At 29.9% G+C, this 24,368-nt stretch carries 21 protein-coding genes; 10 read left to right on the top strand and 11 right to left on the bottom strand.

Features of this window, described 5'->3' with window-relative positions:
* Positions 1-17 precede the first annotated feature (17 nt).
* On the top strand, positions 18-1,772 hold the full coding sequence (aspS, locus tag L0U77_RS09950; protein WP_233901123.1) for an aspartate--tRNA ligase: 1,755 nt from the start codon (positions 18-20) through the stop codon (positions 1,770-1,772).
* A 95-nt stretch (positions 1,773-1,867) separates the two neighbouring features.
* Here the strand turns inward: aspS and L0U77_RS09945 are convergent, their stop codons facing one another.
* A complete protein-coding gene (locus L0U77_RS09945; RefSeq protein WP_233883026.1) occupies positions 1,868-2,632 on the bottom strand; it encodes a hypothetical protein in 765 nt (254 codons plus the stop codon).
* Between the two features lie 109 nt (positions 2,633-2,741).
* On the opposite strand from L0U77_RS09945, the gene L0U77_RS09940 reads away from it, so the two are divergent.
* On the top strand, positions 2,742-3,626 hold the full coding sequence (locus L0U77_RS09940; RefSeq protein WP_233901122.1) for an rRNA adenine N-6-methyltransferase family protein: 885 nt from the start codon (positions 2,742-2,744) through the stop codon (positions 3,624-3,626).
* Between the two features lie 21 nt (positions 3,627-3,647).
* Here L0U77_RS09940 and L0U77_RS09935 read toward each other — a convergent pair whose 3' ends face one another.
* From L0U77_RS09935 to L0U77_RS09900, 8 genes are all read right to left on the bottom strand, one after another.
* Positions 3,648-4,580 (bottom strand): 2OG-Fe dioxygenase family protein, encoded by a 933-nt coding sequence (locus tag L0U77_RS09935; protein WP_233901121.1) that lies wholly within the window; start codon positions 4,578-4,580, stop codon positions 3,648-3,650.
* A 1-nt stretch (position 4,581) separates the two neighbouring features.
* Positions 4,582-6,486: an AAA family ATPase gene (locus L0U77_RS09930; protein ID WP_233901120.1), complete on the bottom strand. Its 1,905-nt coding sequence runs from the start codon at positions 6,484-6,486 to the stop codon at positions 4,582-4,584.
* 13 nt (positions 6,487-6,499) lie between these two features.
* Positions 6,500-7,309, bottom strand: coding sequence for an ABC transporter ATP-binding protein (locus L0U77_RS09925; protein WP_233901119.1), 810 nt, complete (start codon positions 7,307-7,309; stop codon positions 6,500-6,502).
* A 2-nt stretch (positions 7,310-7,311) separates the two neighbouring features.
* Entirely contained in the window at positions 7,312-8,274 is a 963-nt protein-coding gene (locus L0U77_RS09920) for an ABC transporter permease (protein ID WP_233899910.1), read from the bottom strand.
* Positions 8,274-9,821 carry a phosphate ABC transporter substrate-binding/OmpA family protein gene (locus L0U77_RS09915; protein WP_233901118.1) on the bottom strand — a complete coding sequence of 516 codons (1,548 nt, stop codon included), beginning with the start codon at positions 9,819-9,821 and terminating at the stop codon, positions 8,274-8,276. Before L0U77_RS09915 ends, L0U77_RS09920 begins: the two co-directional genes overlap by 1 nt.
* Before the next feature lie 37 nt (positions 9,822-9,858).
* Positions 9,859-10,863, bottom strand: a complete 1,005-nt coding sequence (locus L0U77_RS09910) for a PspA/IM30 family protein (protein ID WP_058886015.1) — start codon at positions 10,861-10,863, stop codon at positions 9,859-9,861.
* A gap of 4 nt (positions 10,864-10,867) precedes the next feature.
* A complete protein-coding gene (locus L0U77_RS09905) occupies positions 10,868-11,536 on the bottom strand; it encodes a hypothetical protein (RefSeq protein ID WP_233901117.1) in 669 nt (222 codons plus the stop codon).
* 63 nt (positions 11,537-11,599) lie between these two features.
* The gene (locus L0U77_RS09900) at positions 11,600-12,103 is read right to left on the bottom strand and encodes a hypothetical protein (RefSeq protein WP_233901116.1); all 504 of its coding nucleotides are present in this window, start codon (positions 12,101-12,103) and stop codon (positions 11,600-11,602) included.
* Between the two features lie 188 nt (positions 12,104-12,291).
* Here L0U77_RS09900 and L0U77_RS09895 point away from each other — a divergent pair, with 188 nt between their 5' ends.
* From L0U77_RS09895 to L0U77_RS09885, 3 genes are all read left to right on the top strand, one after another.
* Positions 12,292-14,751, top strand: a complete 2,460-nt coding sequence (locus L0U77_RS09895) for a DUF2339 domain-containing protein (RefSeq protein ID WP_233901115.1) — start codon at positions 12,292-12,294, stop codon at positions 14,749-14,751.
* The gene (locus L0U77_RS09890) at positions 14,711-15,979 is read left to right on the top strand and encodes a hypothetical protein (RefSeq protein ID WP_233901114.1); all 1,269 of its coding nucleotides are present in this window, start codon (positions 14,711-14,713) and stop codon (positions 15,977-15,979) included. The genes L0U77_RS09895 and L0U77_RS09890 overlap by 41 nt, the downstream gene beginning before the upstream one ends.
* Before the next feature lie 119 nt (positions 15,980-16,098).
* Positions 16,099-17,895, top strand: a complete 1,797-nt coding sequence (locus tag L0U77_RS09885; protein WP_233883053.1) for a chloride channel protein — start codon at positions 16,099-16,101, stop codon at positions 17,893-17,895.
* 99 nt (positions 17,896-17,994) lie between these two features.
* Here the strand turns inward: L0U77_RS09885 and L0U77_RS09880 are convergent, their stop codons facing one another.
* Entirely contained in the window at positions 17,995-19,488 is a 1,494-nt protein-coding gene (locus tag L0U77_RS09880) for a YfcC family protein (RefSeq protein ID WP_233897520.1), read from the bottom strand.
* 178 nt (positions 19,489-19,666) lie between these two features.
* Here L0U77_RS09880 and L0U77_RS09875 point away from each other — a divergent pair, with 178 nt between their 5' ends.
* Positions 19,667-20,368 carry a Bax inhibitor-1/YccA family protein gene (locus tag L0U77_RS09875; protein WP_101918390.1) on the top strand — a complete coding sequence of 234 codons (702 nt, stop codon included), beginning with the start codon at positions 19,667-19,669 and terminating at the stop codon, positions 20,366-20,368.
* Between the two features lie 217 nt (positions 20,369-20,585).
* On the opposite strand, the gene L0U77_RS09870 is transcribed toward L0U77_RS09875, so the two are convergent.
* A complete protein-coding gene (locus L0U77_RS09870) occupies positions 20,586-21,797 on the bottom strand; it encodes an aminotransferase class V-fold PLP-dependent enzyme (protein ID WP_233897521.1) in 1,212 nt (403 codons plus the stop codon).
* 90 nt (positions 21,798-21,887) lie between these two features.
* Between L0U77_RS09870 and L0U77_RS09865 the strand changes: the two genes are divergently transcribed.
* The 4 genes from L0U77_RS09865 to L0U77_RS09850 all read left to right on the top strand — a co-directional run bounded on the left by L0U77_RS09865 (position 21,888) and on the right by L0U77_RS09850 (position 24,303).
* Entirely contained in the window at positions 21,888-23,225 is a 1,338-nt protein-coding gene (locus L0U77_RS09865; RefSeq protein ID WP_233901113.1) for a serine hydrolase domain-containing protein, read from the top strand.
* 23 nt (positions 23,226-23,248) lie between these two features.
* Positions 23,249-23,593 (top strand): SdpI family protein, encoded by a 345-nt coding sequence (locus tag L0U77_RS09860; RefSeq protein ID WP_058886025.1) that lies wholly within the window; start codon positions 23,249-23,251, stop codon positions 23,591-23,593.
* A gap of 79 nt (positions 23,594-23,672) precedes the next feature.
* The gene (locus L0U77_RS09855; protein ID WP_233897523.1) at positions 23,673-24,014 is read left to right on the top strand and encodes a type II toxin-antitoxin system RelE/ParE family toxin; all 342 of its coding nucleotides are present in this window, start codon (positions 23,673-23,675) and stop codon (positions 24,012-24,014) included.
* The gene (locus L0U77_RS09850) at positions 24,001-24,303 is read left to right on the top strand and encodes a helix-turn-helix domain-containing protein (protein WP_233897524.1); all 303 of its coding nucleotides are present in this window, start codon (positions 24,001-24,003) and stop codon (positions 24,301-24,303) included. The genes L0U77_RS09855 and L0U77_RS09850 overlap by 14 nt, the downstream gene beginning before the upstream one ends.
* The last annotated feature ends 65 nt before the right edge of the window (positions 24,304-24,368 follow it).

The raw sequence follows: 24,368 nt of genomic DNA, 5'->3' as shown, positions 1-24,368 counted from the left end.
TATCTAAAATTCTAGAAATGTACAGAACGCATACTTGTGGCGAATTAACAGCCTCGCATATTAATACTGAAGTAACCCTTTCTGGTTGGGTACAAAAATCACGTGATAAAGGTTTTATGATTTGGGTCGATTTACGAGATCGTTACGGAATTACGCAATTAATTTTTGACGAAGAACGTACTTCTAAAGATTTAATCGAACAGGCAAAAACCTTAGGACGTGAATTTGTAATTCAAGTTACAGGTACTGTTATTGAACGAGAATCTAAAAATAAAAACATCGCTACTGGTGAAATTGAAGTGTTGGTTACTAAATTAGAAATTTTAAACCAAGCAAAAACGCCGCCTTTTACTATTGAAGATAAAACAGATGGTGGTGAAGATATCAGAATGAAATATCGTTATTTAGATATTCGTCGTAATCCTGTAAAAGATAGTTTGATTTTCAGATCAAAAGTATCTATGGAAGTACGTAAATATTTATCTGACCAAGAATTTATAGAAGTTGAAACGCCTTATTTAATCAAGTCAACTCCTGAAGGAGCGCGTGATTTCTTAGTGCCTTCTCGAATGAACGCAGGGCAATTTTATGCCTTACCACAATCGCCTCAAACCTTCAAACAATTATTAATGGTTGGTGGAATGGATAAATACTTTCAAATTGTAAAGTGTTTTAGAGATGAAGATTTACGTGCCGACCGTCAGCCAGAATTTACACAAATTGACTGTGAAATGGCTTTTGTTGAGCAAGAAGATATTTTAAATATTTTTGAAGGATTAACACGTCATTTATTAAAGGAAATCAACAATGTTGAAGTTGATAAATTCCCAAGAATGTTATATGATGACGCAATGCGTTTATACGGAAATGATAAACCAGATATCCGTTTTGGAATGGAGTTTGGCGAATTAAACGAAGTAACACAACATAAAGATTTTGGCGTTTTTAATAGTGCTGAATTAGTGGTTGGTTTCGCTGTTCCTGGAGGAAATAAATTCACAAGAAAAGAAATAGACAATATCATTAAATGGGTAAAACGTCCTCAAGTTGGCGCTTTAGGAATGATTTATGCTCGTGTAAACGAAGATGGAACATTCAAATCTTCTGTCGATAAATTCTATGATCAAGAAGATTTAGCGAAATGGGCAGAAATTACAGGTGCAAAAGCTGGTGATTTAGTGTGTGTTTTATCTGGAGATACCAATAAAGTAAGAGCCCAATTATCGGCTTTAAGAATGGAATTAGCAGAACGTTTAGGTTTAAGAGATCCTAAAGTATTTGCTCCGTTATGGGTTATTGATTTCCCATTATTAGAATTAGACGAAGAAACTGGGCATTATCATGCAATGCATCACCCGTTTACATCGCCTAAACCAGGGCAATTAGAATTGTTAGATACAGATCCTGGAGCAGTTAAAGCAAATGCTTATGATTTAGTGTTAAACGGAAATGAAATCGGTGGAGGTTCTATCAGAATTCATGACAAAGCAACACAAGCGATCATGTTTAAACATTTAGGATTTACCGAAGAAGAAGCAAAAGAGCAGTTTGGTTTCTTAATGGATGCTTTTGAATATGGCGCACCACCACACGGAGGTTTGGCTTTCGGATTAGATAGATTGGTTGCTATTTTAGGCGGACAAGAAACGATTCGTGATTTTATCGCTTTCCCTAAAAATAACTCAGGGCGCGATGTAATGATTGATGCTCCTGCTGCTTTAAATGATGCACAATTATCAGAATTAAGCATTAAATTAGATTTGAAAGAATAAGATTTAATACTCTTTTTTAAATATATTAAAAATCCCGTACTAATTTTAGTACGGGATTTTTTGTTGGATTTTAGATACTCTTCTTTTTTAAAGAACTATTTCAAAACAACCGCTTTTTCAATAAGAACATCAAAAACATAGCCAGCTCCGAAATCTTTATTCAAAATAACAGTTCCTTTTAGCGTAATAATATCACCAATTTTTACGCTTTCATTGCTGGTAACGGTAATATCATATTGCCCATTCCCTGTTGTTCCGTCTTGTAAATGGATGAAATTAACACCCATAATTCCATTATTTACCTTTACAGCTTGTCCTTTGATACTAACTTCTTTATTCTGATACGCTTTTGGATTTTCAAAAAGTTGTGCAATTCGTATTCCATTAGTTGCTTTTTCTATATTAATTTTTGATTTTCCTGTAGTAGCATTTTTCTTAATCGTTTTATTCTTGATATTATTATTGATTTTCTTTTTTTCATCTCGAATACCTTGTGCAAAAATAACACGATCAAAAGTTCGCTTTAAGGTTTTACTTTCAAAATTTCTCATTTCCATTCCACCATCATAATAATAAGTAGCGCCTATTTTTACTTGTTTTCCAGGAACGGCAATCCAATATTGTTTTCCTTCTTCTTTCTCTTTTTCTGAAACTTTCAAGTAAACATAACCTCCAGCATCTATTTTTTCAAGTACAACCACTTGATGTGTATTTGAAGACATTACTTTTTCTTCTGTATTTTTTTCTACAACAACTTTTTCTGTTATAGATTTTGGCGTTATAGCTGTTGTATTTTCTGAGTTTTTACACCCTATTAAAACACTTGTTATTACTAAAAAAATTACGGTAAAATACTTCATTATTGTTGTTTTATTTTAAAGATAAAATTACAGTTTTTCGCTAAAATTAAGCTGATTTTACTAAGAGATTTTTCATTACTTTTATCTTACAGAAAAACCTACAAAATAAATGAACGACAAACTACACCATCAAATTATAGATAATTACGATACCTTAAAATATGCCTTATTAAAAGCACAAACTTTTGATGAATCTCATTTTGGTTTTCCTGAAATTTATTATAAAATAATGGAAACCGATGCGCAAAGAGTCAACGCATTTAAAAAAGCTTTTGAGCTAAATAACAATTTTAAAGATGCTGTTGTTTGTGAAATTGGCGTTGGTACTTTGCCACTAACAAAATTGTATATGCCACACGTTAAAAAGGCGTATTTAATTGAAAACAATCCCGATTTAATCCCTTTTATCAACAAAGAAATTGAAAAATACGATTGGAAAGATAAAGTAGAAGTTATTTATGCCGATGCACTTACCGTCAATTTACCCGAAAAAGTTGACCATATTATTGGTGAATTAATGAGTATTTATTGTGCTAATGAATTTCAAGTGCAAATTTTTCAGCATATGCGTCAGTTTTTAAAATCGGATGGTAAATTATTCCCGAATAGAATTGTGAATTTCGCAAGATTATGCGAGGCTGAAATAGATGAAAATGTACACCATTATCCTGTAATGTTTACAAGGCATCAGCCGATGTTTTTATCGCAACAATTTTTAGCCAATGAAATTGAATTATTAAAAGAGAAAAAAGAAGGTGTACATTTAAGTTTTTCAGTTCCTGCTTTATTTTCGGGAACTATTAATGCTTTGTATTTAGAATCGTATGTAGAAGTTACAGAAGGTGCTAATTTTACAGGAACAGACAGTTTAATGCCTCCTACGGTTTTAAAAACCACCAATACTTTAGAAGTTAAAGCAGGCGATTTAATACACATCGATTTTAGTTTTAAATACGGCGATTCTCTTGATAAAATTAGCTGTATGCTTTCTTAATTTTTTAGTAAATATTATTTATTAAGATACGATTTCAATATCAAAACCAATAATATCTCTAACGCCTTTTTCAGCTAAATTTATCGGCTGAATAGGCGTTACATAATGCCATAAATCAGTTCCGAATTCTTTTTCTTCACCAGTATCTGCTTGAAATGCAAATTCTCCCGCTTCTAAAATCGTATTAAAAATCAGTTGTTTTTTTTCTGAAATAGCTTCAAAAATTTGAGTTTCTCCACCTAAAATATTCGTTCTGTTGATAACCAAGGCAGACACAATATATTTTGCACCATCTTCATGAACACCTTCTGGAGAGTTTTCTCCTTTTATCTGAACATCAGAAATTGTGCGCATAAAATGACTCGTAACTTTTATCTTTTGAGTAGTTGGATGAATTTCACTTATCAAAAGAAATACTTGTTTTAAAAGGCTTTTAAATAATTCATTTTCTACGGATGCTTTTGATGCTTGTTTAAAAACACGTTTCCATACTCTAAAATCAGATACATCTTGTTTAAATGATTTTGCTTCAATACGTTTTATAAGTAAATTATCAATTTGTTTTTCTGCGGATTTTTCTACGGATTTCTCAACTGTAAAAGAAGAAATATTTCGTTGTCTTGTAATTTTAGAAAGGATTAAAAATTCTTTCTTTTGATTTTCTAATAATGTATCAATCCAAGGATTTAAAACACTTTTTGGTAACTTTCCTTCAAAATAATCTTGATGTATTTTTTCTAAAGAAATTCTATCTTCTATAAAAATAGACTTTAAAAATGCCATTTGATTGTTTTTAACCAAATACACATCATCCATTAAATCAGTATCAAAAAAAGGTTTAAAAGATGCTATAAAATCGGCTTTATTGATGGCTAAATCAGTTAACGAACCAATACGAATTGGCGCTTTTATAGTTCGTTTTAATCTTGCAGATATCTCTTTTTCTGTAATCATTTTATAATACTTCTTCGGCTTCTTGAAACATCAAATATTTTTCCACTGTTTTATTTACTGGCGGTATATCTTGTTCAACAATGGTGATTAATAATTCTTTTGTTATGGGAGCAATTGCAATAATTCTGTTTGCTTGATATTCAATTATTTTTTCAAAAAGATTTCTTGCTATACGAGCATTTCCAAAATTTTTATCCTTTTTTTCATAGAGTTTTTCAAAGATAAATAAGAGTTTTTCTTTGGCATCAGCAGCTAAAACAAAATCGTTATTTTTACAAAAAAGCTCAAAAATAGCGACCAATTCTGTCGGTTTATAATGATCAAAAGTAAAATACCTATTAAAACGAGATTGTAACCCTGGGTTTGAATTGATGAAACTTTTCATTTCATCTGGATATCCAGCTACAATAACCACCAATTCTTTTCTGTGGTCTTCCATTTTTTTTAGCAATACTTCAATTGCTTCATTTCCAAAATCTTTTTTAGCATCTTTCGCCAACGCATATGCTTCATCAATAAATAAAACACCATTTAACGAAGCGGTTACAATTTCTTCAACTTTTAAAGCCGTTTGTCCAACATAACCCGCAACCATTCCGCTTCTGTCAGTTTCTATTAAATGTCCTTTTTCTAAGTATCCTAAATGTTTGTATATTTTAGAAATTAAACGTGCTACCGTAGTTTTTCCTGTACCTGGAGGTCCCATAAATACAGAATGCAACGAATTATTTACACTTTTTAATCCTTCGGCTTCTCGTAATTTTTGAACCTTTAAAAAATTCGATAATTCAGCAATTGCACCTTTAATATTATCTAAACCTACCAATTGATTCAATTCCTCTAAAACTTCTTCTAAAGTTTCATTTTCATCAATTTCAACCTCTTTTACGCCTTGTAATTTTTCCTTCGGATGCTGTAATTTATCGTTTATCTTTTTAAGAATTTCTTGTTCTTCTTCAGATACTGTTCCATCTGCTTTTGCAATTAAAGAAGCAATTCGATATAAAAAAGCAGCTGAATTTGAAAAATGTGGATTCTTTAATCGCTTTAAAATTAGCGGTAATAAAAACTCATTTTTGTAGGTATCTCCTAAATCAAAAAGAGTGGCTTCTTTTATAATTTCGATATTTTTATCAAAACTATCCGAAGCAACAAATTCATTTATTCGGGCAATACTCAAACTACTTATAATATCCTTTCCTTGTAATTTTTCAAACAAAAAAGCCAATAAAAACTTAATTCTTAGCGTTGCTACTTTATTTTCTTCACTTGTTAAATTACAAACCTTATTAAATACTTTAATAATATCTTGTAGTATAATGTGTTCGGCGGTAAATTTTACGGCATCATCGGTTTTAGTTACGATGTCATTAATTACTGTTGAAAACCGTTTGTTATTATTTAAATCGTCTGCTAAATTTTGAATTTTATCACCTTCATTTTTTAAAATTTCTAAAAAAGAAGCATCAATATCAAAATTAGTAGCACTACTTTCTTTTTGATTTACAAAGCGTTTAAACTTATCAGTAAAAGAAGCTAAATTTTTCTTTTCTTCATTTACTGATAAACCTAAATCACTCACCAAATTTCTTACTAACGATAAATGTTCTTTATCAAAAAAAAGAAATTCGTCATTTTTTAAAGCCGCAATTTCTAATAAATACGTGTTGCTTTTTGTATGAATATGTTTTGAGGTAATTACAAAATCGAAATTATTGCTATCTTTCTTTGACGAATAAAGCAATAATAAATCTTCATCTTTAATTTTCAGTTTTGAAAAATCCGCAGAAATAGCAATTATTTTTAAAGGATTTACTAATTTCCCTTTAAAGAAATAAGGCGTATCTTTTGAAGATAACTTCTTAAAAAACAGGTCGATTATTTTATACGATTTTGTACTATTCATAGACTATTGATTATTAATTTTCTGAATCTATTGCCATCATTGCATCTTCTACTTGATGTACTAAATGATCAAAATGAGGCAATCTTTTAGTTTCTCTATTTCGTTGAAAAGGCAAATCGACATTAATATGTTTTACAAAATTTGACGGTGCGTGTTTCATGATATAAATATCATCGGCTAAATACACGGCTTCCTGAATATCATGCGTTACAAACAAAATAGTTGGGCTAAATTTCTCCCAAATATTGATTAATAAATCTTGCATTTGTAACCTTGTTTTAACATCTAAAGCTCCGAAAGGCTCATCCATCAATAAAATTTCTGGATTCGACATTAAACTACGTGCAATTGCTATTCTTTGTAATTGTCCTCCTGATAAATTCGGATATTGCGCATACTTTTTTTGATGCCCATCTAAACCTACTAATTGAATCATTTCCATAGCACGTTCATCACGTTCTTTTTTAGAAATCCCTTCAAATTTCAATGCCAAACCAACATTATCTAAAACGGTCATCCAAGGTAAAGAAGAGTATTGCTGAAAAACCATACTCACCCTATTTTCTTTGCTAACAGGTTGCCCTTTTACCAAAACACTTCCTGATGTTGGTTGTTGTAAACCTGCAATATATCTTAATAAAGTAGATTTTCCACAGCCCGACATTCCTAAAATAACGGCAAATTGCCCTTGCATTGGTTTGTCTTCAATTAGCAAATCTAAATTTTGAATAATTTTAGTTTGCCCGTTATTATACGACTGCTCAATATTGCGTAATTCGATAAGATTAGCTGCCTGTTCGTTATCTGTAAATAGTAAACTCATAGTTAACGTTTGTTTTTATTAATGTGTTTGTAAGGAAACAATAGTTTATCTATAATTACAAATAATCGGTCTTGTATTACTCCGATAATAACAATGATTATTAATATTGCAAACGCCTTATCTATTCTACTTTGTCTTTTTGCTGTCCAAATTAATTCACCAATTCCACCGCCTTTATTTAGCATTTCTACAATGGTAATATATGTCCACGAAATAGCAGTTAAAACTCGAATATCATCAATTAATTTTGAAAACACATACGGCATATATACCGATTTTATGGTTTGCCATGGTGTTGCTCCTAAAGTAAAAACAGTGTTTAAATATACTTTTCGAACTTCATCAATACGTTGAACTACAACAGGAATTAAATAAACTATAATACCAAAAGCTAAAAAACTGACTTTCATTTGACTTCCTAAACCGAGCCACATAATAAAAATCCCTGTTACAGCTGTTAGCGGAATAAAACGATATGAATCAATTATTTTGCTAAACAAACCTCTAAAAAGCGGAATTAATCCTAAAAGAAAACCAACAGGAATTGCAATAATAATTGCTAATAAATATCCTAAAAGATTTAATTTAATTGATAAAAAAGTATTTCCAATAACATCATCATCTTTATTTAATTCAGGAAAAGCTTTGATTACTTTTATTGGCGAAGGTAAAATAGGATATACTTTGTTTTTAACTAAACCGTACTGTGTTAGTTTTTCAATACTTTTTGTTTCTAAAAGTGTGTAATTAGCTACTAAAAGTGAATCGCTTTCGTAGTATTTTCTATTTTCTTCGGATAAAGAAATAGGTGAGATCGTGTCGTTTTGGGTGATGATAGTTTTAGATAAAACTTCCGCTAATACAAACCAAAACAAAATAAGAATTACGCTTCCCAAAATGGTTAGCGTAATTTTTTCTTTCGATGTGAGTTCTCCTCGTAACTCAAATAATTTTTTATAGTTCATTAGTCTACAACTAATTCAAAATCGGTTCTTCTATTTTTTGCTTGACAATCTTTATTCTGATTTCTCTCGCAACCAGCAATTGGTTTATCAGGACCATTTCCTAAAATGATAAATCTATTTTTAGGCATATTATGTTGATCGATTAAATAATTAGCAACCGACTGAGCTCTTCGTCTAGAAAGCAAAACATTAGAACTTCTTTTTCCAACATTATCTGTATTTCCTTCAATACGGATGCGTGTATTTGCAAAGGCTTTTGCTATTGGCGTAAATTGTACATCTATTAATTGCTTTGCATTATCGCTTAAAATAAACTGACCAGTTCTAAAACTGATACTTACTTTTTTTGATGATAAAGATGCTTTTTTAGTTAATTTATCATTAGCTACAGAAAATTGTTTTTCTTTTTCTGAAACATGATTTGCACCAGTTAAAGAAGTTGTTTTTGTTACTAAATCTTTTGTAGAAAGTAATCTCCAACTTTTTGCACCTGAAGTATTGTATCCTAAATTTTGATACTTTACTTTCATTTTATTATATAAATTCTCTCCTGTTACACCGTTGTAATTATTATTTAATCCGAAGAAATTTTGATTATCTCCATGGGTCGCTAAACGTACATTATTAATCGCATCATAACAAAAATCTTCTGGTTGCGATAAACCTTCTGCTAAAATTTTAGCGGCTTTCTTTTTATTAGCATCCGAATTATTAAGTTCAGAAGCTCCAATCATCCAACCTTCGTATAATTCTCTTAATTGTTCTTTATTGTTTTCGATAAAATCTTTTTTAGCGACAAAAACATCAGCAATAATATGTGTTGCATTTTTAGTACTTTCTAAAACGCTAGCTCCTGCAACTTTTTTAATACAATCAGCATCATCAGGACTCCAAACAACAGCTGCATCTACAGTTCCACTTTTAAAAGCATCGGCAGCATCAATAGCACTTGGTACTTCTATAATTTTAACATCTTTTACACTGATATCTCCTGCTTCTAGTAACCAAATTAAAAACGAGTGCGATGGTGTCATTGGTGCTACTGCAATTTTCTTCCCTCTTAAATCGCTTACTTTATTAATTCCTCTACGTGCAACAATTGCATCTCCTCCACGACTCCAATCTGCTTGAAAAACAACTTGAGGTTGATATTGCGATAATCCTGCAACTTCGGTAGGAAAAGCATCAATAGTTGCCCACATTAAATCGATATCGCCATTTTTAAAAGCATCACGAGAAGCATCAAAATCATCAATTACTTTAAAATTTACTTTAAATCCGTAATCTTTATAAAATCGAGAATTTGTATTTGCTTTAAACCCTTCATTAAAATATTGTCCACCTGCATAACCTCCCCAAGTAACAACTCCGATATTTAAGACATCTTGATATCCTTCTTTGGTTTCTGAACTATCATTAGCAGTTACTTCATTTATTTTATCTTTAATTTTTGGATCTCTTAATTTATTTAGTAAGAAATAAACACCGCCAATAATTACTGCAACGATTAATATTTTGGATAATGGAGTTAATTTTTGTCCTGCCATAATTTTTATTTTAATATTATTTTTTAATTATAAATATTTAAAAGTTGAATAAATCTGAATATTGATTGTTATGATTTTTAGTTTGCTTGAAAGTTGGTGCATCTAAATCGACACTATGGCTATCGTTTACTAATAAATCTTTTTGATTTCCAAGGATTAAAGAAACACCTTCTTTTTCCCATTTATCTAATAATTCTAAACCTTCTTCTTCAAAAATTCCGTTTTGTAAATCGATAGAATCCATAAAACCGTTTGACATTTCCATAAAACGTTCCATTTCACCAATTTTCATGCTCACATCATCAGCAATTGCTTCTAAAGCTCTATCGAACATTTCTTTTTTATCGTTGTTACCTGAAATAATATTCATTGCCGATTTCATAGCGGAATGACTCGCACGTATTGCTTTACGTTCTTGTTCTTTGACCAGTACTTGGTCTTCAATATCTTCTACTAAAATTTCAGAATTTTCATACATTTTTGTTAATACTCTGTATAAAATTTCCATTTTTCTGTACAACTCATCTAGCTTTAAATTAGATTCTCTTAATCTCCCTGCTTTACGAGATTTCAGAATCATAATTCCTTTTTTATCTTTCTCTTTTGCCGCACTTGCAAGCTTTAAATTGTTATTGATATTCTTTTTATTCTCATTCATTATTTGCTGTAGCCTTCTCATTTGACCTTTTAAAACAGCAATTTGTTTGTTCATTTTCTTTAAGTTATCTTTTAAATCATCAATATAACTTTTTAAAATTCCTATCGGATCAATCAAAATAAACAAACCTGTAATCCATCGCATAAACGATTTGTACATGTAAAAAATAAGGTTACGCATTTTAGGATCTAAAATCATATAAATTAACGCTCCTAAACCTGCTAAAAGTAATCCTAAATGTAAGGTGTTTTCAACAATATTAATAAGATAAGGCAATGCTTTGTATAAAAAATACATACTCCCTCCTGCTAATAAAGCTGTAAAAAACATTCCTGTTTTTCCTTCTGGTTTTTCCCAAAAAGATTTGGGTGTAAAATTTTCCATTCTTTTATTTTATGTATTCTTTTATTTTTTGAGCATCTTGCTCTATTTGTGTTCTTAAATGCAAATAAGAAATTTTAAAATCATTTTGAGTTTTAGTAATCTTATGACTACTATCAGCTATCAATTTTTTTAATTCTTCTATTTGATTTTGATGCGTTGTAATTTCGTTTGTTAACTGCTTTATTTTTGCTGATTTTTCGTTAACAACCGCTTCAAACTGGGTAATTTCCTTTTGTTTATTTCCTACTTTAGCGACCAATTGCCCTTCAAAAGCTTTTGTAAAAGTTTTATTTTCAGTATCTAAAACGCCTATATAATGTTTTATAGTTTCTAATAAAGTCTCTAAAGTTGCGCCCATTGTAGAAGCTGCCGCATAGGTTGAACGGTATTTTGTAGCCTCGTCCATTGGAATTTTATCTAAAGCTTTTAAGGCTTTTTTAAACTCTAAATAATCAAAACCATCTAAATTATTGTTTTCAATTGCAGCTAATAATTTTTCTACAATAGCATTATCAACACTACCAGTAGCATTAAAATTTATAGGTGCTGATTTATTTATAGTACTTACTTTTTCCGCTGATGTTTTTGGTATTTCTTTTGAAACTACCTCCTTTTTCTTCTCTTCTTTACTTTCATCTTCAGTAAAAAATAGCGATTTTAAATTTTTTAACATAGTTACTCTAGTTTTAACAAATTTAAAAAAATTAACCAACTAAAAAGCCTTTATGTTCCTTGATTACTTTACCAACTTATTCCATCCTAATTTTAAAACTACTAATAAGACTAAAAATATAGCTATAAGCTGTGTAAAACTACCAATAAAGAAAACTCCTATAATTGCTTTTTGAATAAAATATGTAATTAAAAAGGTGATAAATAAGATGATAAACAGCCCTGATAATTTATCAAAACCAGGGATTTCTTTTAAAGGAAGTGTTTTTTTGATAATTAAAAACAATAATATCATGGCTATTATCGGTAAATAATACGTAACTAATTGAAGTTGCATTAAATTTTTACGCAAAAAGAAAAAGTTATAAACAACTAAAATAATACTTAAAAGACCTGGTATCGCTATAGCGTATATTAAAACGCTATACACATATAAAATTGGCGATTTAGGACGAATCATATTTGAAAATAAAAGTCCTATTAATATTATTACAAACAACAATATATAATAATTAAGAATATTACCCGAATTGGTGGTAAGTATGTTTATAAGATCGTATACCGTCATGTTTTTTCTTCTTTTATAGCTGACTTACAAATTTAGAAGAATAATAGTATTGATTCAGTTTTTATCTAAAAAATATCAGAAAACGAATAATAAGAGTCTTTATATGCGTGTTTTTTCCTTTTGATGACATCAAAAATTGGTGTAATTATAAAGGTTTACATTTGATGTGAAATTCAAAATGATACGCTATGGAATTTTTATACTTTATAATACCCTTACTCTGTTTTTATTTTATCAATAAAAATATCAACAAAAAATTTGAAGAACTCAATAAAACAATTACAGATTTACAAAAAGAAATTTTTTCAAAAAATACGGTTGTAGCTAATAAAAATATAGCATCCGAAGAAGAAAAAATCATAATTCCTAAAGTAACTAAAACAGTAAATCCAATAATTCCTACTCCTAAAAAAGAGGAAATTATAATATCTTCTGTTACTAATTCTTTAAAAACAAAACCTATTTTAGAGGATAAAAAAATAATAGAAAAACCAATTAAAGAGAAAATAAAATCAATTCCTAAAAAATCATTTTTTGAAAGATTTAAAGAGAAAAATCCTGATTTAGAAAAGTTCATCGGTGAAAATCTGATTAATAAACTTGGAATCTTAATTTTAGTCTTAGGAATTAGTTTTTTCGTGAAATATGCCATCGATAAAGATTGGATAAACGAACCTGCAAGAGTTGGAATTGGTGTTTTATGTGGTTCATTAATTATGGCAATTGCACATAAATTAAAGAAAAATTACACCTCTTTTAGTTCTGTTTTAGTTGCGGGAGCTATTAGTATTTTTTACTTTACTATTTATATTGCTTTTCATGAATATCAGTTATTTAGTCAAACTGTAGCTTTTGCTATTATGACGGTAATAACCATTTTTAGTACGCTTGTTGCGGTTTCTTATAATCGACAAGAACTCGCTGTTTTATCCTTAATTGGTGGATTTTCAGCTCCATTTATGGTAAGTACGGGAGAAGGTAATTATGTCGTGTTATTTACTTACATTGCTATTTTAAACATCGGAATATTAGGAATTTCTTATTTTAAAAAATGGCGAATTTCAACAATATTATCTTTTATATTTACAACAATATTATTCGGAAGTTGGTGTGGTTTAAAAATAGGTAGCAATACATTTTCACACACAGGAGCTTTAACTTTTGCAACCTTATTCTATTTTATATTTAGTATTACAATTGTTTTGAATAACCTTAGAAATAAAGGTGTTTTTTCTACGATAGAATATTTTATTTTAGTAGCAAATACCTTTGTGTTTTTCGGATTAGGAATGTTAATTTTAAATGATTTAGAATCAAATTTAACAGGATTATTCACCTTATTATTGGCACTTTATAACATTGCTTACGCTACTGTTTTATATAAAAAATTCGGATTAGATAAAAACGCTATTTATCTATTAATCGGACTTGCTTTAACTTTTGTTACGTTAACAATTCCAATTCAATTTGAAGGTAATATTATTACTCTTTTTTGGGCTTCGGAAGCTGTTTTATTATTTTGGTTATCTCAAAAATCAAAAATAAACACCTTTAAAATTGGTGGATTTATAATACAAGTTTTAACACTTATCAGTTTATTTTTAGATTGGGATAAATACAGCTTTACAAAAGATTTAAACGTCATTTTAAATCCGTTATTTATTGCAGGTTTAGTAGTTAGTTGTTCGTTATTTTTAACGTATTGGTTATTAAAAAAAGAGAAAGAAGTCGTTATAAAATACTTTTCTATAAATATTAATTCTTATCGAAATATCCTTTTAATAATTACAATTTTAATAACCTATTTTACGGGTATTTTAGAAGTAAATTATCAAGCTTATCAGTTTTTAAAGAACACTTTTTCTGCATTCTCTTTTCCTGTAACATATCATTTTATATTTATTACGATCGTATTATATATCGCACCAATATTAAAAAATAAAAATATTTCAAAAGGAATTTTGATTGTAGGTCTTATTTCAACAGTACTTTATATTATTAATTTTTACAAATTACCAGCAAACGAATTAATTGAAAACTTCGTAGAAAACACTGATACAAACTATGCTTTTTACTTTCATTACATTATTTTAAGTTGTTTAATTTATTTTGGATATCAACTATATAGTGCATCCGATTTATTATTTAAGATAAAACCAAAACAACGTAAATGGTTGCCTTGGATATTTACTTTTGCCATTGTATATATTTTAAGTAATGAAATAATGATACATGGTTTACATCTTTCAAATTCTGTTGATACAGTAGCTTTATCTGAAAAATTCCCTGAATCAGAAAATGATTTTTACGCTAAAAGTAATTTTGTACACAGCCAAATATCAGCGACAAAAACACAAATTATTAAAATAGGATATCCAATACTTTGGGGAGTTTTTTCTTTTATATTTTTAATTATTGGGATAAAAAAACAATGGAAAAATTTACGAGTAATAGCACTTTCTTTACTTGGATTCACTATTTTGAAACTTTTTATCTACGATATTAAAAATGTTTCAGAAACAGGAAAAATTATTGCTTTTATATTATTAGGAGTTTTAATATTGATAATTTCTTTTGTGTATCAAAAATTAAAAAAATTAGTTGTTGATGAAACCACCGAAAATAAAAATACAGATGATGAAATATAGTTTATTAATTACCTTTTTTGTTTCTCTTACTACTTTTGCTCAAAATTATACAGGTAGTATTAATTCGATAAATGAAAACGGGTTACATAAAATAATGCTACCAATAAAAGTTAGAGCTGTTAGCAATGAAAATTACAATTTTTTACGAATTAAAGATTCATTAAAAAAGGATATTCCGTATGTTTTAATTTATAATAATGATAAAAAATTCTCAACTTTTGAGCAACTTAAAATAGCATCAAAAAATGTTATTAAAGATTCTGTAACTTCAATTGTAATAGAAAATAAATCCGCAGAAAAAATAGCTAGTATTACACTTAAAATCGCCAATACAAAAATCAGAAAAAGCTATAATGTCTACGGAAGTGACAATGGTTCTGAATGGTTTGGATTAATTTCTAATCGTATTTTATCGCCTAAAAACGCACCTAAAAAAACAGCTTCAGGAAAAATATTTTTAGAGCAAACTATTAATTTTCCTTTAAATACCTATCCTTTTTTACGCATTAATTTTGATGATAAAAACTCCTTACCCATAAATATTTTGGAAGCTGGAGTTTATAAAAGTGAAATTTTTACTCAAAATGCTATTCAGATAAATCAATACAAACAAAAAGCTATTTCTACCGAAAAAAAGAAAAAGGTTACACAACTTAAATTTACGGCTGAAAATTCACATAAAATAAATAGTATTTCTTTTAAAATTGATTCCGATTTTTTTCTAAGAAATGCTAAAATTCTTGTAAAAAGAGAACGAAAAATTAAAAAACGTGTAGAAACTTATACAGAAACTATCGCTTCTTTTCAGTTAAATTCTAAAAATAAAAACTCATTTACTTTTAATAATTTAAATGAAAAAGAGTTTATTATCGAGATTCAAAATAAAGATAATCCTGATTTAGCAATAGAAAATATTCAGTTATTTCAGAAGCCAATTTATTTAATTGCTAATTTAAAGAAAGCAAATAATTACAACATAATAGTTGATGCTACCTTAACAAAACCGTCCTACGATTTAGGAAATTTCATTTCATCGACAACAAAAAACATAGCAGAAACAAGTATTACATCATTTTCTAAAAACAAAAGTAAAACCGTATTTCCTAAAAACACCCCTTTTTGGCAAACCACTATTTTTATGTGGATTTGTATTGTATTAAGTGGTGGTTTTATTATTTATGTTGCTTTTTCTTTAATAAAAGATATTGGTAATCAAGAAAATAATTAACTTTTTAAGACTTTACCTTTAAAATAACAACTTAAAAACAATTAAAACTCTACGTTAATAAAACACGTTATTGTTGATGATTTCAAGTACTTTTGCTGTAGCTATTTGCCTCTTACAAAATGAAATTCCCGAAATTTAAAAAAGCGTTTACCAAATTTTTAATTTGGCGCACCAAGAATATTTCTCAACGTCAATTTATTTATATTTTAACCATTCTTATTGGTTTTTTATCAGGTATTGGCGCTATTGTTTTAAAAAACTTAACACATTTTTTTCAACATTTATTAGAAGGAAATTTAGTGCGGTATTACCACCATGCGTTTTACTTTGTTTTTCCTATTATCGGTCTTGGAATTGTGTATTTAACCATTAAATATATTATCAGAAATAAGGTTAGCCACGGTATTCCATCTACACTTTTTGCAATTTCTAAACGCAAAGGAATTATGAAACGATATCAAATGATTGGTTCTGTTTTAACAGCCCCAATTACCGTTGGTTTTGGAGGTTCGGTAGGGCTTGAAGGACCAACCGTAGCAACAGCTGCGGCTATTAGTTCTAATATTTCTCGATGGCTTCATTTAAATCAAACAACCCGAACTTTATTAATTGGCTGTGCAGCAGCAGGTGCAATGTCTGCTATTTTTAAAGCACCAATTGCCGCCATTATTTTTGCCATTGAAGTTTTCAGTTTAGACTTAACAATCGCTTCGATGTTGCCTTTATTGTTAGCCTCTATTTCGGCAATTATAACCTCTTATTTCTTTTTAGGATCAGATGTATTACTTCCTTTTAAAATCGAAGATATTTTCACTATAAATGACGTTCCTTTTTTTATTTTCTTAGGAATTGTAACAGGCGTAACTTCCATTTATTTCACTGAAGTTTATGACCGTATTCATAATTTTTTTGACAAAATAGATTCTCCAATAAAAAGGTTTTTAATTGGAGGAATTGGGCTTGGAATTTTACTTTATTTTATTCCGCCATTATACGGAGAAGGTTTTGATACCATCAATAATTTAATCAACGGAAACCCAGAAAAGGCATTGCAAAACAATTTTATAAACCTAGACTTAACAAATGTTTGGATCGTTATATTATTGCTTTTAGGGTTGGTGTTTTTTAAAGTTATTGCCAGCGCATTAACTTTTGGTGCAGGAGGTGTTGGTGGTATTTTTGCGCCCTCCTTATTTATGGGAAGTATTGTAGGAAATGTGGTTGCTAAAACAATTAATAGCAGCGGTTTTTTTAACAATGCTGTTTCTGAAAGTAATTTTACATTGGTCGGAATGACGGGTTTAATGGCAGGTGTTTTACACGCTCCGCTTACCGCTATTTTTTTAATTGCTGAAGTAACAGGCGGTTACGAACTCTTTATTCCATTAATGATAACAGCAGCAATTTCTTATTCAATTACCAAATATGTCCATCCGCATTCGGTGTACGCAATGGAATTAGGCAGAAAAGGGGAATTAATTACTCATAATAAAGACCACGCCGTTTTAACGCTAATGGATATGGATACTGTTATTGAAAAAAACTTTGTTACCCTGCATCCTGAAATGAGTTTAGGAGCTATTGTTCATAAAGCTGTTGTAAAATCTAACCGAAATATTTTCCCTGTAATTAGCGAAGAAAACAACAAATTATTAGGCATTATTTTAGTAGATGATATAAGACCAATTATGTTTGATCAAACGCTTTACGATGCTGTTTTTGCCAGAGAATTAATGCACAACCCTCCAGCAGTTATTAACATCGAAAAAGATAAAATGACCGATATTATGCAAAAATTTCAAAAAAGTGGCGCTTGGAATTTACCTGTTATAAAAGAAGATAAATATTATGGTTTTATCTCGAAATCAAAATTATTAACCGTTTATCGAAATAAATTAATTGAAGTAACAGCTTAAAAAAATAACCAAGGTAATTTCAACAATATTTCCCTAAATATAATTCAGTTTTATTGCTGATAAAATTACCTTGGCGACTCTTTGTTTCTATTTCATCCTTTATAAATATACCTGAATTGTTAAAGAAATCATGGTGAAAATTGTTAAAATAATAACCAAAGGAAGTGCAAATTTCAGCCATCTATCATAACCAACTTTTACAATTGCCAAAGAAGCTAAAATTAATCCTGTTGGGTTGATAAACGAAAATAACCCCATTCCGTATAAATAAGTATTGACAATAATTTCACGTCCAATACCAACCGTATCGGCTAGTGGCGACATTATCGGCATGGTTAAAACCGCCATTCCTGACGAACTTGGAATAAAAAATGATAAGCCCGAATAAATAAACAATAACACGTTTGCAAAAATTCCTTTTGGCATTCCTGTAGTAAATTCACTAGCATTTTGTAAAATAGTATCGCTAATTAATCCTTGTTCCATCAATATTGAAACCCCTCGTGCGATTCCAATAATAAACGCAACACCCAACAAATCATTTGCGCCTTTTATAAAGGTTGTTACAAAATTTTCCTCCTTCATTTTGGCTAAAAAACCAATAAGGATTGCCCCTACTAAAAAGACCACAGTCATTTCTTCAAACCACCATTCTAAACGAGAAACTCCGTAAATCATTACTACAAAACAAAGCGTAAAAACAGTTAATATAATACGCAATCTTCCTGTTAAAACATGGGTATCAGAAGTACTACTTCCAAAGATATTTTCAATCATTTCTTTTTGATCGTAAATAATTGATTTTGTAGGATCTTTTTGAACTTTATTGGCATAACGTAAAATATAAATAACACAAATAACAATTCCACAAACCAGCATTAATAACCTTCCTGTAAAACCTGTTGTCCAGTTAATTCCTGCTGCATCCGAAGCAATAATAACACTAAACGGGTTTACTGTTGAACACATAGTTCCAATAGACGAACCTATATAAACACAGGCTAAAGCAACAATAGCATCGTATCTTGCCGCCAAAAATATAGGAATTAAAATCGGGTAAAAAGCAATGGTTTCTTCTGCCAATCCGAAGGTAGTTCCACCCGCGGCTATTAAACTTGTTACCACAAAAATCAACCAATATTCTTTCCCTTTTAATTTTTTTGCCAGCCATGCAATTCCTGCATCAAAAGCACCCGTAAAATTCATAATTCCGATAACACCTCCTAAAATTAACACAAACAAAATAATGTCTGACGATTGGGTAATTCCTCTTATTGGCGATTTAAAAAAAGCCAAAACTCCTTGAGGTTGCGCAGGTAATTCGGTGTAAGTTCCTGGCACACTAATCGGTTTAGAAATATCGCCTTTTGTAAATTTTTCTAAAGGAATTTTAATCCCTAATTCCGCTAATGATTCTTGGGTTGCAGGAAGTGTTTTTTGCTCTTCTAAATGTGAATATGTAAACGAATTACTACTTTTTTGATACTGCAAAGTATCAAATTTACCCGCAGGAATAAACCAAGTTAAAAGTGCCACCAAACCAGCTATTAATAACAAAATAGTATGTGGTGTCGGAAATTTAATATTTTTCAAAATGTAAAATTTTTTTTTTGATAAAAGTAAAACAAATTCAAGACACAGACAGCCCTTGATTAAATAAATAATTATAGAACAAAAACTATAAAAAAGGTTTTTTCAAAAAGTAAAACAAAAATTAAATTTCGCTTAAAAAACATACCTTTACATTTACATTTTATCTTAAAAAATTTTCATGGAAAACTCATTTAACAACAAAATTCGCGTAGGGCAATTATCAGCAACAGACCGCGTTTCTTTTTACAAAAAAACATACGCACACGTTGGTTTAGGCGTATTATTATTTATCTTTTTTGAATATTTATTATTGCAAAACGCCAGCATTGTCGAATTTGCATTATCAATGACACAAGGCTACAAGTGGCTGTTATTGCTCGGTGGTTTTATGCTAATAACCAATTATGCCGAAAGCACCGCCTTAAAAACAACTGACAAAAACTTACAATATTTAGCCTATTCCGGCTATGTATTTGCCGAAGCATTTATCTTTATTCCGTTAATTTACATGGCAATTTCATACACCAATAATTTTGAAATTATCAAGCAAGCAGGAATTGTAACCCTAGGATTATTTGCAGGAATTTCATCAATTGTATTTATCACCAAAAAAGATTTCTCCTTTATAAAAGCAGGTTTAAGCATTGGTTTTTTCATTGCCATTGCCTTATTAATTGCAGGAACATTATTTGGTTTTAACCTTGGTTTATGGTTTTCTGTAGGAATGTGCGTACTAGCTGCGGGGTCTATTTTATACCAAACCTCAAACCTTGTTCACAAATTTTCTACTGATGACTATATCCCTGCCGCCATCGGATTATTTGCTTCTTTAATGCTGTTATTTTGGTATGTTTTACAAATTTTTATGTCGAGAGATTAAAAGAACTATAAAAATTATTTGAAGCTATTTCCCGCTTTCCGCACTCGCTTTTTTTTGAAGAAAAATCAAAAAAAGAGCTCAAACAATTGCTTCAATCGGGGCTAGGAATTTCTGCTTCATTTTATATCTAGATAATATATAATAAAAAACACCTCACAGAATTTAAAAATCTGTGAGGTGTTTTAATATATAAAACTCAATTATTAAAAAAAAGAAATTAACTCAACATCATTTTGGCTCTTTTTACAGAAGCTACTAAAACGTCGATTTCTTGTTTTGTATTATAAAAAGCAAACGATGCTCGAACCGTTCCAGGGATTCCGTAAAAATTCATAATCGGTTGCGCACAATGATGCCCAGTACGAACGGCAACGCCTAATTTATCTAAAATTGCCCCTACATCATACGGATGAATTCCTTCTAAATTAAAAGAAATTACAGCAACTTTATCGCTTGTTCCGTAAATTTTTAAGCCTTCAATTTTTTCTAATTCTTGTGTTCCGTAGGCTAATAATTCGTTTTCTTGTTTGGCGATATTTTCAAAACCTATTGAATTTAAGTAATCTATTGCCGCTCCAAAAGCAATTCCACCGCAAATATTTGGCGTTCCTGCTTCAAATTTATGAGGCAATCCTGCGTAGGTTGTTTTTTCAAAAGTTACAGTTTCAATCATTTCGCCACCTCCTTGATAAGGCGGTAATAATTTTAACAATTCCTCTTTTCCGTACAATACACCAACCCCTGTAGGTCCACACATTTTATGTGCCGATGCTACATAAAAATCAGCATCTAAGGCTTGTACATCTGGTTTTATATGCGGTACTGCTTGCGCTCCATCAATTAAAACATAGGCACCGAATTTATGTGCAGCATGAATAATTTCTTTAATCGGATTGATAATTCCTAAGGCATTTGAAACATGATTACAAAACACTAATTTAGTGTTTGCATTTAATAATTCATGATATATATCCATGCGTAAAGAACCATCTTGGTTCATCGGAATTACCTTTAAAATAGCCCCCGTTTTTTCACAAAGCATCTGCCAAGGAACAATATTTGAATGATGCTCTAAAGACGATACAATTACCTCATCTCCTGCTTTTAAAATAGCTGAAAAACCCGAAGCAACCACATTAATACTATGCGTTGTTCCTGCGGTTAAAATAATTTCATACGAATGTTTAGCGTTAAAATGTTGTTGCACTTTTAAACGCGCTTCTTCATATTTATCGGTAGCTTCTTGGCTTAACGTATGCACGCCTCGATGAATATTTGCATTGTAATTTGAATAATAATCAACAATAGCATCAATAACAATTTGTGGCGTTTGAGAAGTTGCTCCGTTATCAAAATATACTAATTTTTTTCCGTGAACCTCGCGGTTAAGAATCGGGAAATCAGCTCTAATTTTATCTACAATAAACATAAAAAATAATATTTGTAACAAAGGTAGCAGTTGTATTTCAATTACAAACATCAATCAATTAAATTCTTACATTTGTTAAAACTGTTTTTTATGAAAAATTTAAAGAAAATCGTGTTATTCATCACTTTTTTTAGTGTTTTAGCACTTGGCGTTCTTGTTTATTTAAATTATCCGAAGTTAAACATACTAGCAGGATATTCGGCTAAAAACACCGCTTCCTCCGTTTTTTTGGCGGGTAGAAGTTTAGAATTTACCGATAAAAACGACAATAATTTTTCGCCAATAAATTTAACTTCGGATGAAATAAATATCGAGGAAAAATCGGCAACAGGTTCCGTTTTTGGTTTATTAACCCGAAAAGCCGTTTATCGTGAAGGTTTAGGCGCTGTTTTAATTAATGATGATTATGATATCACTAAAAAAACACCCATTCCAAAACGTAGTAAACCCGATAATACTACGCCTTTTCCGTACGGAAATGCCAATCAGAAAGACAGCATTTTTAAGAATATCAACTATAAAAAAATAGCTAAGATTATTGACACTCTTTTTGATGCAAAAAACAAAACACGATCGATTTTAGTAATTTATAAAGATCAAATTATTGCCGAAAAATATGCCGATGGTTTTGATAAAAACTCCAAACAATTAGGTTGGTCGATGACTAAAAGCATTGTCAGTACGATTGTTGGAATTATGCAATGTCAAGGCAAAATAAATATAAATGCTGCTAATTTATTTGAAGAATGGCAAAACGATGAACGTAAAAACATTGCGCTTCATAATTTATTACAGATGAATTCAGGCTTGGCTTGGAAAGAAGATTACAACAGCATTTGCGATGCTACAAAAATGCTTTTTCTAGAAAATGACATGACTAAAACACAATTAAAAAAGCCTTTAACATCAAAACCAAACGAAAATTGGAATTATTCATCAGGAACAACCAATTTAATTTCGGGGCTTATCCGCAGTAAATTTAGCACACATCAAGCATATTTAGAGTATTGGTACAGCGCTTTAATTGATAAAATCGGCATGAATTCAATGCTTATCGAAACTGATGCAAATGGTAGCTTTGTAGGTTCATCTTACGGCTGGGCAACCACTAGAGATTGGGCAAAACTCGGGCTTTTATACTTACATAATGGTCAGTGGAATGGCAAACATCTTTTTGATAAAGATTGGGTAGAGTACGCCACTACGCCTACCCCAACTTCCGATAAGCAATACGGTGCGCAAATTTGGTTAAATGCAGGCGGGAAATATGCTGATGTTCCTAAAAATATGTATTCTTTTAATGGGTATAAAGGACAGAATGTGTTTATTTTGCCCACTGAAAATTTGGTCATCGTTCGTACAGGATTGACCAAAAATGCCGATATGAATCTATTTTTAAAAGAAATAATAGCTTCAATTAAAAAATAACTAAAATAAATTAAAAAATAAATATGAACCCTTATTATTACGTACTTTCCATAAACGGATTTTTATTCTTATTCAGTATTATCTTTTATTTTTTCCCACCTAAAAAGATAAATTTAATCTACGGATACCGAACCAATAAAACCATCAAAAATGATACAATTTGGCAATTTGCCAATAGCTTTTTTACCAAACAATTTTTAATATATTCGAGTATTTCATTGGTGGCATCGTTAATTTTTGTTTCTTTAAATAAAACCATCAGCTGGCAACCTATGGCGATTATGTTATTGTCGTTAGCGGTATCGGTAATTAAAACAGAGCAAGAAATTAGCAAGAATTTTGATGACGAAGGAAATAAATTGAAGTAGCTTATAAAAAAACTGTTTTTATCTTTGGATAAAGTTATCTATTTAGCTAACTTTGTTTTAAATCAAAAGACTATTATAATTGAGTAATTTTAACAGAGAAATAGTATTTTATGAAAGTCACTTTATAGATTTTTACAAGAAACAATCACTTATTGTTAGAAAGAAAATTGACTGGACACTTTTAATATTAAAACAGACAAAAATTGTTCCCGAAAAATTCTTTAAACACCTAACCAATACCAATGGAATTTGGGAAGTGAGAGTTTCAGCAGGAAATGGAATATTTAGAATTTTCTGTTTTTTTGATAATGGAAATCTAATTGTTTTATTAAGTGGTTTTCAGAAAAAAACACAAAAAACACCCAAAAAAGAAATCAAAAGAGCAGAAAGACTTAAAGACCAATATTATGACAACAAATAAAAAAATAACCTCATTTGACGACCACTTAAACCAACAATATGGAAATCTTGGAACAGGAACTAGAGAAGTATTTGAAGAAGAATTTGAAACTTTTAAAATTGGCGTTTTAATACAAGAAGCTAGAAAAAAACAACACCTTACCCAGCAACAACTAGCGGAAAAAGTAGGAACAACAAAAAGTTATATTTCTAGAATAGAAAATAATGCTAGTGATATTAGGCTTTCAACATTAATGAGAATAATTCGAGAAGGATTAGGTGGAAGCTTAAAATTATCACTAGATATTTAAAATAAATAATGCTGTTTTTAAACGTCCTTTCTAATAAATAAAAAAGGACGTTTAAATTAGCTAAA

The organism is Tenacibaculum piscium (genome assembly GCF_021390715.1).
Lineage (GTDB): Bacteria > Bacteroidota > Bacteroidia > Flavobacteriales > Flavobacteriaceae > Polaribacter > Polaribacter piscius.
The sequence above is the reverse complement of the archived record's forward strand: the minus strand, read 5'-3'. Positions and strand labels throughout refer to the sequence as shown.